14 protein-coding genes are annotated in these 13315 nt (G+C 69.0%); all 14 read right to left on the reverse strand.

The features are described from left to right. Positions 1 to 8: 8 nt before the first annotated feature. The 14 genes from lepA to ALA01S_RS15235 all read right to left on the reverse strand — a co-directional run bounded on the left by lepA (position 9) and on the right by ALA01S_RS15235 (position 13295). The gene (gene lepA, locus ALA01S_RS15170; RefSeq protein ID WP_066337784.1) at positions 9 to 1817 is read right to left on the reverse strand and encodes a translation elongation factor 4; all 1809 of its coding nucleotides are present in this window, start codon (positions 1815 to 1817) and stop codon (positions 9 to 11) included. Between the two features lie 505 nt (positions 1818 to 2322). After that, positions 2323 to 3828 (reverse strand): DegQ family serine endoprotease, encoded by a 1506-nt coding sequence (locus tag ALA01S_RS15175; protein WP_066337785.1) that lies wholly within the window; start codon positions 3826 to 3828, stop codon positions 2323 to 2325. 27 nt (positions 3829 to 3855) lie between these two features. After that, positions 3856 to 4851, reverse strand: a complete 996-nt coding sequence (locus ALA01S_RS15180) for a MucB/RseB C-terminal domain-containing protein (protein WP_084267598.1) — start codon at positions 4849 to 4851, stop codon at positions 3856 to 3858. Positions 4852 to 4865: 14 nt separating this feature from the next. Next, complete coding sequence (locus ALA01S_RS15185; protein ID WP_084267599.1) at positions 4866 to 5516, reverse strand: sigma-E factor negative regulatory protein; 651 nt, start codon at positions 5514 to 5516, stop codon at positions 4866 to 4868. Positions 5517 to 5532: 16 nt separating this feature from the next. Next, positions 5533 to 6141 carry an RNA polymerase sigma factor RpoE gene (gene rpoE / locus ALA01S_RS15190; protein WP_066337791.1) on the reverse strand — a complete coding sequence of 203 codons (609 nt, stop codon included), beginning with the start codon at positions 6139 to 6141 and terminating at the stop codon, positions 5533 to 5535. A gap of 7 nt (positions 6142 to 6148) precedes the next feature. After that, positions 6149 to 6622 carry a hypothetical protein gene (locus tag ALA01S_RS15195; RefSeq protein ID WP_066337793.1) on the reverse strand — a complete coding sequence of 158 codons (474 nt, stop codon included), beginning with the start codon at positions 6620 to 6622 and terminating at the stop codon, positions 6149 to 6151. A gap of 30 nt (positions 6623 to 6652) precedes the next feature. Then, positions 6653 to 7897, reverse strand: a complete 1245-nt coding sequence (fabF, locus tag ALA01S_RS15200; RefSeq protein WP_066337794.1) for a beta-ketoacyl-ACP synthase II — start codon at positions 7895 to 7897, stop codon at positions 6653 to 6655. A 7-nt stretch (positions 7898 to 7904) separates the two neighbouring features. After that, the gene (gene acpP / locus ALA01S_RS15205; protein WP_066337796.1) at positions 7905 to 8144 is read right to left on the reverse strand and encodes an acyl carrier protein; all 240 of its coding nucleotides are present in this window, start codon (positions 8142 to 8144) and stop codon (positions 7905 to 7907) included. A gap of 107 nt (positions 8145 to 8251) precedes the next feature. After that, positions 8252 to 9001, reverse strand: coding sequence for a 3-oxoacyl-ACP reductase FabG (gene fabG / locus ALA01S_RS15210; protein WP_066337798.1), 750 nt, complete (start codon positions 8999 to 9001; stop codon positions 8252 to 8254). Further along, positions 8998 to 9936, reverse strand: coding sequence for an ACP S-malonyltransferase (gene fabD / locus ALA01S_RS15215; RefSeq protein ID WP_066337800.1), 939 nt, complete (start codon positions 9934 to 9936; stop codon positions 8998 to 9000). The genes fabG and fabD overlap by 4 nt, the downstream gene beginning before the upstream one ends. Before the next feature lie 54 nt (positions 9937 to 9990). Next, positions 9991 to 10986: a beta-ketoacyl-ACP synthase III gene (locus ALA01S_RS15220; protein WP_066337802.1), complete on the reverse strand. Its 996-nt coding sequence runs from the start codon at positions 10984 to 10986 to the stop codon at positions 9991 to 9993. Continuing rightward, a complete protein-coding gene (gene plsX / locus ALA01S_RS15225) occupies positions 10983 to 12029 on the reverse strand; it encodes a phosphate acyltransferase PlsX (RefSeq protein WP_259375522.1) in 1047 nt (348 codons plus the stop codon). Before plsX ends, ALA01S_RS15220 begins: the two co-directional genes overlap by 4 nt. 210 nt (positions 12030 to 12239) lie before the next feature. Continuing rightward, complete coding sequence (rpmF, locus tag ALA01S_RS15230; protein WP_066337804.1) at positions 12240 to 12422, reverse strand: 50S ribosomal protein L32; 183 nt, start codon at positions 12420 to 12422, stop codon at positions 12240 to 12242. A 291-nt stretch (positions 12423 to 12713) separates the two neighbouring features. Further along, positions 12714 to 13295 (reverse strand): YceD family protein, encoded by a 582-nt coding sequence (locus ALA01S_RS15235; protein ID WP_066337805.1) that lies wholly within the window; start codon positions 13293 to 13295, stop codon positions 12714 to 12716. Positions 13296 to 13315 lie beyond the last annotated feature (20 nt).

The raw sequence follows: 13315 nt of genomic DNA on the forward strand, positions 1-13315 counted from the left end.
TCGTTGTGTCAGTCGTCCACCTGGAGAATGGCCAGGAACGCTTCCTGCGGCACCTCGACGGAGCCGATCTGCTTCATGCGTTTCTTGCCGGCCTTCTGCTTTTCAAGCAGTTTGCGCTTGCGGGTAATGTCGCCGCCGTAGCATTTTGCCAGCACGTTCTTGCGCAGCGCCTTGATGTTCTCGCGGGCGATGATGTTGGCGCCGATGGCGGCCTGGATGGCCACGTCGTACATCTGGCGCGGGATCTGCTCGCGCATCTTGGCCGCCACGGCGCGGCCGCGGTACTGGCTCTGCGAGCGGTGCACGATCATGGCCAGCGGGTCCACGCGATCGCCGTTGATGAGGATGTCCACCTTCACCACGTCCGCGGCGCGATATTCCTTGAACTCGTAGTCCATGGACGCGTAGCCGCGCGACACGGACTTCAGCTTGTCGAAGAAGTCCAGCACGATCTCGGCCAGCGGCAGCTCGTAGGTGAGCATGACCTGGCGGCCGTGGTAGGCCATGTTGAGCTGCACGCCGCGCTTCTGGTTGGCCAGCGTCATGACGGGGCCCACGTAGTCCTGCGGCATGTACAGGTGCACGGTCACGATGGGCTCGCGGATCTCGCGGATGCGGCCCACGTCCGGCATCTTGCTGGGGTTCTCGACCTCGATGACCTCGCCGTCGCCCAGCTCCACCTCGTACACCACGCTGGGCGCGGTGGTCACCAGGTCCTGGTCGAACTCGCGCTCCAGGCGCTCCTGCACGATTTCCATGTGCAGCAGGCCCAGGAAGCCGCAGCGAAAGCCGAAGCCCAGCGCCTGCGAGACTTCCGGCTCGTAGCGCAGCGAGCTGTCGTTGAGCTTGAGCTTCTCCAGCGCGTCGCGGAGCTGGTCGTACTCGCTGGCTTCGCTGGGGTACAGGCCCGCGAACACCTGGGGCTGGATTTCCTTGAAGCCCGGCAGCGCCTCGGTGGCGGGGCCGGCGTTGTTGGGCAGCTTCTTTTCCAGGGTGACGGTGTCGCCCACCTTGGCTGCGGCCAGCTCCTTGATGCCGCAGATCACGAAGCCCACCTCGCCGGCGCGCAGCGCGTCGCGGTTCTCGCTCTTGGGCGTGAACACGCCCAGGTGCTCGACGCCGTAGACGGCGTTGGTGGCCATCATGCGGATGCGCTCGCCCTTGCCGATCTGGCCGTCCACCACGCGCACCAGCATCACGACGCCGACGTAGTTGTCGAACCAGGCGTCGATGATCATGGCCCGCGGCGGGCCGTCGGGGTCGCCCTTGGGCGGCGGCATGCGGGCGACGACGGCTTCGAGGATGTCGTCGATGCCCAGGCCGGTCTTGGCCGAGCAGGGAATGGCGTCGGCGGCGTCGATGCCGATGACGTCCTCGACCTCCTCCTTGGCGCGCTCGGGGTCGGCCTGCGGCAGGTCCATCTTGTTCAGGACGGGGATGACCTCCACGCCCAGGTCCAGCGCGGTGTAGCAGTTGGCCACCGTCTGGGCCTCCACACCCTGGGAGGCGTCCACCACCAGCAGCGCACCCTCGCAGGCCGAAAGGGAGCGGCTGACTTCGTAAGAGAAGTCCACGTGCCCCGGCGTGTCGATGAGGTTGAGGTTGTAAACCTTGCCGTCGCGCGCCTTGTATTGCAGCGCGGCGGTCTGCGCCTTGATGGTGATGCCGCGCTCGCGCTCGATGTCCATCGAGTCGAGCACCTGGGCCTCCATCTCGCGGTCGCTCAGGCCTCCACAGCGCTGGATGAGGCGATCGGCCAGCGTGCTCTTGCCGTGGTCGATGTGGGCAATGATGGAGAAATTGCGGATGTGGTCCATGCGAGCGGAATGCGAGGGGCCGAAGCCTTTGGGCGGCGTCAATCGCGGCCGCCGCGCAGTCGGCGCAGCATCGCCGCGGATCGGCCCGGCGACACGCCGCCGCGCGGGCGGCCTGTCGGGGTCAGGGGTCGGGGGTCAAAAAAAAGGCACGTCGAAACGGTGACGCGCCTTCCAACAAAACGTATGGCAACTGCTTGTTGGGCCTTCATTGTAGCCAAAAGCCCCCCGCCGGCCAGCCTCAAACCGTCACCGCAACAAGTCTTGAGGGCTTCTCCGGCAGTAATTTTCAACAGTTTATCCACATGCCTGCGGCGTCTCGGGCCTTGCACGGCAAGCCCTTGGCATCGCCCGGGCAAGCCGCCCCGGGAGCGGGCCGGCGCCGGCGGCCGGCCGGCGCTGTCGGGGCCCGCAGACGCCCCAGTGCGACCCTCGGATATTGCGCATCACGAAAAGACCCGGCGCCCCAGTGGGGCGCCGGGTCTTGCGGAGCGTGCCGGGCGGCCGCTCAGCGGGCGCTGGCGCCGGGCCGGATGATGAGGAAGTTGGACTGCTCGCCGCGCCGCACCAGCACGGAGATGGGCTTGGAGCGGTCGGCCTTGTCCACCAGGGCGCTGAACTGGCGGGCGCTGGTGATCTCGACGTTGTCCATGGCGAGGATGACGTCGCCCTCGCGCAGCCCAGCGCGGGCGGCGGCGCCGTCCGCGTTTTCCACACGCACGCCGCCGCGCACCTTGAGATCGCGGCGCTGGGCATCGCTGAGGTCGGACACCGACAGGCCGATGGGCGTGGCGCTGGTGGCGCGCGGGGCGCTTTCGGCCTGCGCGGCGCGGCGCGGCTTCTCCGGCTCGATCTCGGCCACCGTCACCGCCAGGTCGCGGTAGCCGCCGCGGCGGAACACCTGCAGCGTGGTGCGCGTGCCGGGCTTGGTGTTGCCGATGACGCGCGGCAGCTCGCCGGAGCGCTCCACGGTGCGGCCGTCCACCTTGGTGATGATGTCGCCGGCCTCTATGCCGGCCTTGTCCGCCGGGCTGCCGGCCTCGACGTTCTGCACCAGCGCGCCCACGGGCTTGCCCAGGCCTATGGACTCGGCCACCTCCTTGGTCACCGGCGCGATCTGCACGCCGATGCGCCCGCGCACGACGCGGCCGTTGGTGCGCAACTGGTCGGCCACGCGCATGGCCTCGTCGATGGGAATCGCGAACGAGATGCCCATGAAGCCGCCGGAGCGGCTGTAGATCTGCGAGTTGATGCCCACCACCTCGCCGCGCATGTTCAGCAGCGGGCCGCCGGAGTTGCCGGGGTTGATGGCGACGTCGGTCTGTATGAAGGGCAGGTAGTCGCCCGTGTCGCGCTGCTTGGCGCTGACGATGCCGGCGGTGACGGTGTTGTCCAGGCCGAAGGGCGAGCCGATGGCCACCACCCATTCGCCCACGCGCAGCCGGCCCACGTCGCCGATGCGCACGAAGGGCAGCCCAGTGGCGTCGATCTTGACCACGGCCACGTCGGTGCGGGTGTCGGCGCCGACGATGCGGGCCTTGAGCTCGCGCTTGTCGGTAAGGGTGACGATGACCTCGTCGGCGCCTTCCACCACGTGGGCGTTGGTCATGACGTAGCCGTCGGCGCTGAGGATGAAGCCCGAGCCCACGCCGCGCTGCTGGGGCTCGTCGCCGCTACCGCCGTTGCCGGGCGGGCCGCGGCGCGGGTCGGGCCGGCCGGGCATGGGAATGCCGAAGCGGCGGAAGAACTCCTCCAGGCTTTCGTCCATTTCCGGCGTGCCGCGGCCGTTGCCGGCGCGCGCGCGCTCCAGGGTGCGGATGTTGACCACCGCGGGGCCGACGCGGTCCACGAGCTCGGTGAAGTCCGGCAGCACCTGCGCCTGCGCCGGCGCTTGGGCCGGACCTTGTTGGGCGCGCGCGGGCGCGGCCACGGCCACGCCCAAGCTCACGGCGGCCAGCGAGGCCAGCGCGACCCGGCGGGCCTGGTGGCCCAGCAATACGCCATCAACTCGCATGAAAATCCCTTGTGTGTTGAAGTGGTTTTACTTGGGGCCTTCCGGCCGGCGCACCAGCCCGGCCGCGAATTTCTGCAGTGTGGCCATGGGCACCTCGCCCACGACGGTGATCCACCAGGCGCCCTGGCGCTGCATCAGGGTATGGGTGGCGCCTATGGCGGTCTGCATGGGGCGCTGGTGCTCGCCGCGGTAGGGCTCAATGAACAGCGACACGTGCGTGAGCCCATCGGCATAGACGGTCTGCAGCGTTTCGCCGGCACCGCCCTCCTCGCCCGCGTCGTTGAGCACGCGCTTGACGCAACTGCGCTGCTCGAAGCCGGGCACCTCCGGCGCGCTCCAGCCTTCGGCCTCCAGCCGCGTGCGCGCCAGCGAGGTGCGCTGCACGCGGTAGCCCTCCAGCTTGCGCATGGGGCGCAGCACGCTCTCGGCCTGCGGCTTGACGCCCAGGGTGAGCTCGCTGAAGGCGGCGCTCTCCAGCACGCGGCCATCGGGGGCGATGAGGTCCACGCGCAGCGGCAGCGAGCTGTTGCTCTCCATCCACATGCGTTGGGCAAAGCGCAAGGCGTCGCGCGGCTGCAGCAAATACACGTCGGCCTCGTGGCCGGCGACGCGATCCTGCCCCTGCGGGCGCAGCTCGTAACGCTCGAAGACACGCTCGTCCGGCCGCGCGCGCATGAGCACGGGCATGGTGGTGCCGGGCTCGCGCTGTTCGATCACGGCCACGCGGCGGTCAGCCCACAGGGTGAGCACCACGTCGTCATGGCGGAAGACGCGGCGCATCTGGCCGTCCAGCATCTCCATGCGCTCGTACTGGTGGCCGTTGTCGCCGAAGTGCGCCACGCGCGAGCTGCTGGCCGTACCGCCCACGCTGTGCACCAGCGTGCCCTGGAAATTGCGGTGCTGCGCCGCCTCGCGCAGCCGCTGCAGCCACGCGGCGTTGTCCGACGACGCCGCCCACAGCGGCGGCGCGAACAAAGCCAGTGCCGGCCACACCACCGCATGCACCCACTCCCGTCTGCGCATCGTCACGATCGGGTTCAGCGCTGGGCGGCGGCGTTGTGCACCGCCACCACCGGCGTGGCGAAGCTGCTGCCCCACTGCTTGTGCGCGGAGAGATAGCGGTCCAGCCGTGCGTCGCGCAGCAGCCGGTCATCGGCCTGGACCACGGGCGTGGCCTCCGGCGCACCGGCCACCGGCAGCGTGGTGCCGACCAGCGCCTGCGGCGCACGCGGCGCCTGGGCCACCACCGCGCCGCCGCCGGGCGGCGGCAGCACGGCGTCCTGCAGCCGCGTGGCCACCAGCACGCCGCCCACGGCCATGGCGCCGGCGGCCACGGCCGAAGCGGCCCAGGCCCGGCGCGGCAGTCGCCAGCGGCGCTGTCCGCTCGGCGCGGCGGCGGCCACCGCCACGGGTTGAGGCGCCAGCAGCACGGGCTCGTCGGCCAGGCGCTCGCGCAGCCGCGACAGGAAAGCCGCGTCGTGCGCGGGGCGCTGCGCCAGGTCCTGCGAGCGCATCACGTCGCCTATGAGGTGGTAGCTGTGCCAGGCGGCGCGCAGCCGCGCGTCACCACGGCAGGCGTCGGCCAGCCGGGCGGCGGCCGCGGAGTCGAGCTCACCGTCCATCAGCGCCGACAGCGCCTGCTCGGGTTGCGATGGGTCGTGCCGGTCATCTGGCATTGGGCGCTCCATGCTTGTGCTCCAAGCCCTACCAGCGTTCGTCGCCGCGCGTGCCCAGCAAGGGGCGCAGGCGCTGCGCAATGGCCTCACGCGCGCGGAAAATGCGCGAGCGCACGGTGCCGATGGGGCAATTCATTACTTCCGCGATCTCTTCGTAACTCAGCCCCTCGATCTCCCGCAGCGTGATGGCCTGGCGCAGGTCTTCCGACAGGGCATCGATCGCAGCGTTGACCGTGGCGGCCACTTCCTTGCTGGCCAAAACCGCCTCTGGGGTCTCGCCGTCGCTTAGTTCGTTCTCGACGCGGGAAGTTTCCTCGCCGTCGTCCGACTGGTGCGCGTAGGCCGCCTCGGGGACCAGCGGATCGCGCTTGAGCTCCACCAGCGCCTTCTTGGCCGTGTTGACGGCGATGCGGTAGAGCCAGGTGTAGAAGGCGCTTTCGCCGCGGAACTGCGGCAGCGCACGGTAGGCGCGGATGAAGGTTTCCTGCGCGATGTCGGCCACAAGGTCGACGTCGCGCACCATGCGGCCTATGAGGCGCTCCACGCGGCGCTGGTACTTGATGACCAGCAGCTCGAAGGCGCGCTGATCCCCGCGCTTGACGCGTTCGACCAGCAGGGCATCGGCTTCGGCGCTCATGGGGGCGTCAATCGTGGTGCGGCGCTTGGGCCGCGGGTTCGGTGGTCGGGGGAGCATGCAGCGCGCAGCGCAGCGCATGCCAGTGGGGGGCGTGGCGTGATTGCGACAGTGCCAGCCAGCACGCGCCGCGGGCGGGCGGCGCGGGCAGCGGCGTGAAGCGCAACAGCAGCCACACTCCCAGATCCAGCATGAGTTGTACCTTGCCCGGGCAGGGCTGGGCGGCGCCGTGCGGGCAGAGCCACCACTGCGCGCCGTCCCAGGCCAGGGCGCGCCCGGCGGGCGCGGCGCGGCGCCAGGGCAGGACCAGCGCCGGCAACGCGGCCAGCGCCGCGGCCCCGAACGCCTGCAGCGGCGGCACCTTCAGCCACAGCGCCAGCCAGGCCGCGGGTACAGCCACCGCCACGGCGCACAAAAGGCAAAGGCCGACACGCCAGGGCGTGTCGGCCTCCAGGGTCAGGTGAACGGCCGGGGCCGTGTGCATTCAGCGGCGGCGTCGGACGCGGCAGGCGCGTCAAACGCGCTTGAACACCAGCGTGCCGTTGGTGCCGCCGAAGCCGAAGTTGTTTTTCACCGCCACGTCGATCTTCATCTCCCGCGCCGTGTTGGCGCAGTAGTCCAGGTCGCACTCCGGGTCCTGGTTGATGATGTTGATCGTCGGGGGCGACACCTGGTGATGCAGCGCCAGCACGGTGAACAGCGACTCCACGCCGCCGGCACCACCGAGCAGGTGGCCAGTCATGGACTTGGTGGAGTTCACAACCAGTTTCCCGGCGTGGTCACCAAAGGCCAGCTTGATGGCGTTGGTTTCGTTGAGGTCACCCAGCGGCGTGGACGTGCCGTGCGCATTGAGGTACTGCACCTCGTCGGCATTGACGCCGGCGTCGCGCAGCGCCGCGCGCATGGAGCGCTTTGGGCCATCCACGTTGGGCGCGGTCATGTGGAAGGCGTCCGCGCCCATGCCGAAGCCGATGAGCTCGGCGTAGATCTTGGCGCCGCGCTTCTTGGCGTGTTCGTACTCTTCGAGCACCAGCACGCCGGCGCCCTCGCCCAGCACGAAGCCGTCGCGATCCTTGTCCCAGGGCCGCGAGGCGGTCTTGGGGTCGTCGTTGCGCGTGGACAGCGCGCGCGCCGCGGCAAAGCCGCCCACGCCCAGCGGCGAGACGGTGCTCTCGGCGCCGCCGGCCACCATCACGTCGGCTGCGTCAAGCTGGATCTGCCGCGCGGCTTCGCCAATGCAGTGCAGGCCCGTGGTGCAGGCGGTGACGACGGCCAGGTTGGGACCCGTGAATCCGAAGCGGATGGACACGTGGCCCGAGATCATGTTGATGATCGACGACGGAACGAAGAACGGCGAGATGCGGCGTGCGCCGCGGGCCCGGTATTCGTCCTGGGTCTGCTCGATCAGGGGCAGGCCGCCGATGCCCGACCCCACGATCACGCCGATGCGCTCGGCGCTTTCCTCGGTGAGCTCGCTGCCGGTGGGCAAGCCGGCGTCTTGCACGGCCTGAATGGACGCTGCCATCCCGTAATGGATGAACGTGTCCATGTGGCGAGCTTCCTTGCCGGGGATGTACTCCTCCACATTGAAGCCGCGCACCTCGCCGGCGAAGCGACAGGACAGCCCCGACGCGTCGAACTTCGTGATGTGGTCAATACCCGACTGGCCGGCGAGCAAGTTGGCCCAACCTTCGGCCACCGAGTTGCCGACCGGGCTGATCAACCCCAGCCCGGTAATGACGACGCGACGACGGCTCATGCTCCGTTCAGCCCTTGTTGTTCTTGACGGCGTAGTCGATCGCCAGTTGCACCGTGGTGATCTTCTCGGCGTCCTCGTCCGGAATCTCGATGCCGAACTCGTCTTCCAGCGCCATCACCAGCTCCACCGTGTCGAGCGAGTCCGCGCCCAAATCGGCCACGAAGGCCTTCTCGTTGGTCACTTCGGCCTCGGGCACGCCGAGTTGCTCGGCGATGATTTTCTTGACACGTGCTTCGATATCGCTCATTGACTCCTCCAGGAGGGAATTGCTCAAACGGCCCGGATTCTACGCGTCCGAGGGGGAGACCCCTTGACGCCCCGGTGGGCCAACTCGGTGCTACTTCTCAGGGCATCTCAATGCATGAACATGCCGCCATTGACATGCAGCTCGGAACCAGTGATGTAGCCGGCCTGCGGCGAGGCCAGGAAACACACCGCATCGGCGATTTCCTGCGGCTGCCCCAGACGGCCCAGCGGAATCTGCTGCAGCAGCGCGGTCTTTTGCGCCTCGGGCAGCACTTCGGTCATGTCGGTAGCGATGAAGCCCGGAGCCACGCAGTTCACGGTGACGCCGCGGCTGCCGAGCTCGCGCGCCAGCGCCCGCGTCATGCCGGCCACGCCGGCCTTGGCGGCGGCGTAGTTGGCCTGGCCCGGGTTGCCGGAGGCGCCCACCACGGAAGTGATGTTCACGATGCGGCCATATCGTTGCTTCATCATCGGACGCATCACGGCGCGGCTCATGCGAAACACCGCCTTGAGATTGGTGTCCAGCACCGCGTCCCAGTCGGCGTCCTTCATGCGCATGGCCAGCTGGTCGCGCGTGATGCCGGCGTTGTTGACCAGCACGTGCAGCGCGCCGTGGTCCTTGACGATGGCGTCTATGGCGGCATCGGCGCCGGCGGCGTCGGTGACGTCGAGCTTCAGGCCGCTGCAGCCGGCAAAAGCCGACAGCGCCTCGGTGATGGCTTGCGCGCCCGCATCGGTCGTGGCCGTGCCTATGACCTTCATGCCGGACTGCGCCAGTGCCAGCGCGATGGCGCGGCCGATGCCGCGCGAAGCGCCCGTCACGAGCGCGACTTGTTCGTTCAGAGCAGGAGCGCTCATGCCAGGAATCCCTTCACTTCGGCCAGCGAGGCCGGATCGAACAGCGCCGCGCCCTGCAGCTCGGCGTCGATGCGCTTGACCATGCCGGCCAGCACCTTGCCCGGGCCGCACTCGACCACGTGCGTGATGCCGCGGGCCTTGAGCGCCTGCACCACTTCCACCCAGCGCACCGGGCCGAAGGCCTGGCGGTAGAGCGCGTCGCGGATGGCGTCAGGCTCCACGGGCGCGGCCACGTCGATGTTGTTGACCACGGCAATGGCGGGCACGTTGAGCGTCACCGTCGCCAGCTTCTCGCGCAGCCGCTCGGCGGCGGGCTTCATCAGGCTGGAGTGGAACGGTGCGGACACGGGCAACGGCAACGCGCGCTTGGCGCCCTTGGCCTTGAGCACCTCGCAGCCCTTCTCGACGCCGGCCTTGGTGCCGGCGATCACGGTCTGCTTGGCGTCGTTGAAATTCACGGCCTCGACCACCTCGCCGCAGGCCGCGGCGGCCTCGGCGCAGCCCTCGCGCACGGCCTGCGCGTCCAGGCCCAGGATGGCGGCCATGGCGCCGGTGCCCACGGGCACGGCCTCCTGCATGGCCTGCGCACGCAGCCGCACCAGCGGCAGCGCATCGGACAGGCTCAGCGCGCCCGCGGCCACAAGCGCCGTGTACTCGCCCAGCGAGTGGCCGGCCAGCGCCTGCGGCTGCGCGCCGCCTTCGGCCAGCCAGGCGCGCCAGCAGGCGATGCCGGCCGTGAGCATGACGGGCTGGGTGTTGGTGGTGAGGTCCAGCTGCGCCTTCGGACCCTCCTGGATCAGGCGCGCCACGTCCTCGCCCAGCGCGGCCGAAGCCTCTTCAAGCGTGCTGCGCACGGCCGGATGGTCGCCCCAGGCGTCGAGCATGCCCACGGCCTGCGAGCCTTGGCCGGGAAAGACGAATGCGAACGTAGTCATCTCTGCTGAAACGGGAAAGTGGATGCCAATGGGCGGGCGCGGGCGCTGCTCTTTTCAGAAGTCCAGCAGGACGGCGCCCCAGGTGAAGCCGCCGCCCACGCCTTCGAGCATGAGCGTATCGCCACGCTTGATGCGGCCATCGCGCACGCCGGCGTCCAGCGCCAGCGGGATGGATGCCGCCGATGTGTTGCCCTGCTGGTCCACCGTGACGATGACCTTGTCGGCGGGCAGCTTGAGCTTGCGCGCCGTGCTTTGCATGATGCGGATGTTGGCCTGGTGCGGGATGAGCCAGTCGATGTCGGCCTCGGTGCGGCCGGCCTTGGCCAGCACCGAGTGCGCCACCTCGGCCAGCACGCTCACGGCCAGCTTGAACACCGCCTGGCCGTCCATCTTGAGCACCGGATCACCAATGACCTGCCCTCCCGAAACCGTGCCCGGCGTGCACAGGATGTCGGCGTAGCGGCCGTCGGCATGCAGCTCGCTGGCCACGATGCCGGGCTTGTCGCTGGCTTCGAGCACCACGGCGCCGGCGCCGTCGCCAAACAGCACGCAGGTGGTGCGGTCGTTGAAGTCGAGGATGCGCGAGAACACTTCCGCGCCAATCACCAGCGCGCGCGAGGCGCTGCCGCAGCGGATCATGGCGTCGGCGATGGTCAGCCCGTAGACGAAGCCCGAGCACACGGCCTGCACGTCGAAAGCCGCACCGCCCGGAATGCCCAGCTTGCGCTGCACCATGCAGGCCACCGAGGGAAACACCATGTCCGGCGTGGACGTGGCGACGATGACCAGATCGATCTGCGCCGGCTGCACGCCGGCGGCCTCCATGGCCTGGCGTGCCGCCTGCGCCGCCAGGTCGCTGGAGTTGACGCCCGGGTCTGCGAAGTGGCGCGCCTTGATGCCGGTGCGCTCGACGATCCACTCGTCGGACGTTTCCAGGCCTCGCTCGGCCAGTTGTTGCACCAGGTCGGCATTGGTGAGCCGGCGCGGCGGCAGCACGCTGCCGGTGCCGGCAATGCGCGAGAGCGAGAAGCGGGATGCGTTGGAAGTCATGCAGCGTGAACCACCGGACCCGGCGCGGCCGCCTGCAGGGTACCGAGAATGCGATCGTGAACCCGGTCCAGCAGCCGGTTGCGGGCGGCATCATAGGCACGCGCCAGGGCGTTCTCGAAGGCGAAGGCGTCGGCCGAGCCGTGGCTCTTGAACACCAGCCCGCGCAACCCAAGCAGCGCCCCGCCGTTGTAGCGCCGGGGATCCACCCGCGCCTTGAAACGATTGAGCACGGGCAGCGCCGCCAGCGCGGCCAGCCGCGTGAAGACGTTGCGCGTGAATTCCTGACGTATGAAGTCGGCCATCATCGAGGCCAGGCCTTCGGAGGCCTTGAGCAGCACGTTGCCGACGAAGCCGTCGCACACCACGATGTCCGTGGTGCCTTTGAAGACGTCGTTGCCTTCGACGTTGCCATGGAAGTTGAGCTGCCCGGCGGCGGCGGCCGCGCGCAGCAGTTCGGCGGCCCGCTTGATGGTGTCGCTGCCCTTGATGGCTTCCTCGCCAATGTTGAGCAGCCCCACCGTGGGCTCTTCCTTGCCTTCCACCGCCGACACCAGCGCACTGCCCATGACGGCGAATTGCAGCAGGTGCTCGGCCGTGCAGTCCACGTTGGCGCCCAGGTCAAGCATGGTGGTGAAGCCGTCGCGCCGATTGGGCATGACCGTGGCGATGGCCGGGCGGTCTATGCCTTGCAGCGTCTTGAGCACGTAGCGCGCCACGGCCATCAGCGCGCCGGTGTTGCCGGCGGAGACGCAGGCGTCGGCGCGCGCGCTCTGGCCCTCGGCCGCCTTGAGCAGCGAAATGGCCACGCGCATGGACGAATCCTTCTTGCGCCTCAAGGCCACTTCCACCGGATCGTCCATGGTGACGACCTCGGTAGCCACCACCGGCGTGCAGCGCTCCCAGCCGCGCACCGCGGCCAGCGCCTGTTCGGTACCCACGAGCAACAGCTCAGCGTCCGGATGCTTGCGCAAAAACGACTGGCAGGCCGGCAGCGTGACGGCCGGCCCATGGTCGCCGCCCATGCAGTCGACGGCCAGACGCACCTTGGAAAGTGCAGCGTGAGACGAAGAGGACACGAGTGGATCCAGAAACGGCCTGCCCGCTGTGAACCGGCACAGGACAGACGGCAGCGCGGCAAGCGCAATGCCGCCCGGCGCGAAAACACCCGCAGGCGCCATATGCGACCAGCGGACGAGCAGCATGAGGCTCAGGCAGGCGGAACCGGCAGCGCAGCGCCGGCCCTCAGATCACGCTCAGGCGTCGGACTTGGTGGCCAGCACCTTGCGCCCACGGTAGAAACCGTTGGGGCTGATGTGGTGACGCAGATGCACTTCACCGGTGGTGGGCTCGACCGCGGTGCCCGGCTGGGTCAGCGCATTGTGCGAGCGGTGCATGCCACGCTTGGAAGGGGACTTCTTGTTTTGTTGAACGGCCATGTTGGATTCTCCTGCGCTCTTGCCGAGCAGAACCTGCGCCGGCCGGAAAGCACCGGATCCGAGTGCAGCGACGGCCCCCACGCGACATGAAGCAGGCAGCGGGCACGGCGAAACAACTGCCGTGCAAAAAGGAAGAAGGCTCCTTGAAATGCCTTCTTCCCTGCTGCCCCGCCTCCCGGTTTGCGCAACCCAACCATCGGGCAGCGCCATGGGGCACCAATGAACGAAGCCCGCGAGTATAGCAGGCGAGCTTTCCCAGCCCAAGTACCGGACTTTGCCGGCCGTCAAAAATCAGGCGTCGCTGCCATCGGAACCATTGCCGGAGCCCTGCGGGCGCCTGCGCAGCCGGGCCAATGCGGCAAAGGGATTTTCCCGGGCAGGCTCTTCCTCTTCCTCCGGCTCGGCCGGGACGGCCAGCGGCTGCGGGCACTGCTCGTGGCGCGGCACCAGCGGCATGTCCAGCAGCAGCTCGTCTTCTACCAGGGCGCGCAGGTTGAAGGCGCGCTCCAGTGCCAGCACGTCGTCCTCGCTCTCGCTGTCCAGCCGCGCGGCCTCGGCCTCGTCGCGCACGAAGCGCAGGCTGCGCTGCAGCGACAGCGGTACCGCCACGGGCTGCAAACAGCGCTGGCAATCGCGCCAGACCTGCGTGTGCGCCTCCAGGTGCAGCCAGCGCTCGGGCTCCAGCGACTTGGGCTTGCGCAGCTCGCCGCTGGCGGACCACTGCACGTCGCCGTCGGCCGCCGGCGCCTCGGCGGGCCAGCCATCCAGCAGCCGCTCGAACTGCGTCAGCGGCCAGCTTCCCTGCAGCGAGGCCTCGTCGGCAATGAAGTTTTCGAGGTCCAGGCGCAGGGGATCATGGGAACGGGCTTTCATCGCGGGCAGTTTAAGCGGGC

Source organism: Azohydromonas lata NBRC 102462 (genome assembly GCF_001571085.1).
In the GTDB taxonomy this organism is placed as follows: domain Bacteria; phylum Pseudomonadota; class Gammaproteobacteria; order Burkholderiales; family Burkholderiaceae_C; genus Azohydromonas; species Azohydromonas lata.

What these genes read in the sequence shown, in the direction of transcription:
- lepA (WP_066337784.1), bottom strand. Translation starts at nt 1,817, where the DNA reads ATGGACCACATCCGCAATTTCTCCATCATTGCCCACATCGACCACGGC.
- ALA01S_RS15175 (WP_066337785.1), bottom strand. Translation starts at nt 3,828, where the DNA reads ATGCGAGTTGATGGCGTATTGCTGGGCCACCAGGCCCGCCGGGTCGCG.
- ALA01S_RS15180 (WP_084267598.1), bottom strand. Translation starts at nt 4,851, where the DNA reads ATGCGCAGACGGGAGTGGGTGCATGCGGTGGTGTGGCCGGCACTGGCT.
- ALA01S_RS15185 (WP_084267599.1), bottom strand. Translation starts at nt 5,516, where the DNA reads ATGGAGCGCCCAATGCCAGATGACCGGCACGACCCATCGCAACCCGAG.
- rpoE (WP_066337791.1), bottom strand. Translation starts at nt 6,141, where the DNA reads ATGAGCGCCGAAGCCGATGCCCTGCTGGTCGAACGCGTCAAGCGCGGG.
- ALA01S_RS15195 (WP_066337793.1), bottom strand. Translation starts at nt 6,622, where the DNA reads ATGCACACGGCCCCGGCCGTTCACCTGACCCTGGAGGCCGACACGCCC.
- fabF (WP_066337794.1), bottom strand. Translation starts at nt 7,897, where the DNA reads ATGAGCCGTCGTCGCGTCGTCATTACCGGGCTGGGGTTGATCAGCCCG.
- acpP (WP_066337796.1), bottom strand. Translation starts at nt 8,144, where the DNA reads ATGAGCGATATCGAAGCACGTGTCAAGAAAATCATCGCCGAGCAACTC.
- fabG (WP_066337798.1), bottom strand. Translation starts at nt 9,001, where the DNA reads ATGAGCGCTCCTGCTCTGAACGAACAAGTCGCGCTCGTGACGGGCGCT.
- fabD (WP_066337800.1), bottom strand. Translation starts at nt 9,936, where the DNA reads ATGACTACGTTCGCATTCGTCTTTCCCGGCCAAGGCTCGCAGGCCGTG.
- ALA01S_RS15220 (WP_066337802.1), bottom strand. Translation starts at nt 10,986, where the DNA reads ATGACTTCCAACGCATCCCGCTTCTCGCTCTCGCGCATTGCCGGCACC.
- rpmF (WP_066337804.1), bottom strand. Translation starts at nt 12,422, where the DNA reads ATGGCCGTTCAACAAAACAAGAAGTCCCCTTCCAAGCGTGGCATGCAC.
- ALA01S_RS15235 (WP_066337805.1), bottom strand. Translation starts at nt 13,295, where the DNA reads ATGAAAGCCCGTTCCCATGATCCCCTGCGCCTGGACCTCGAAAACTTC.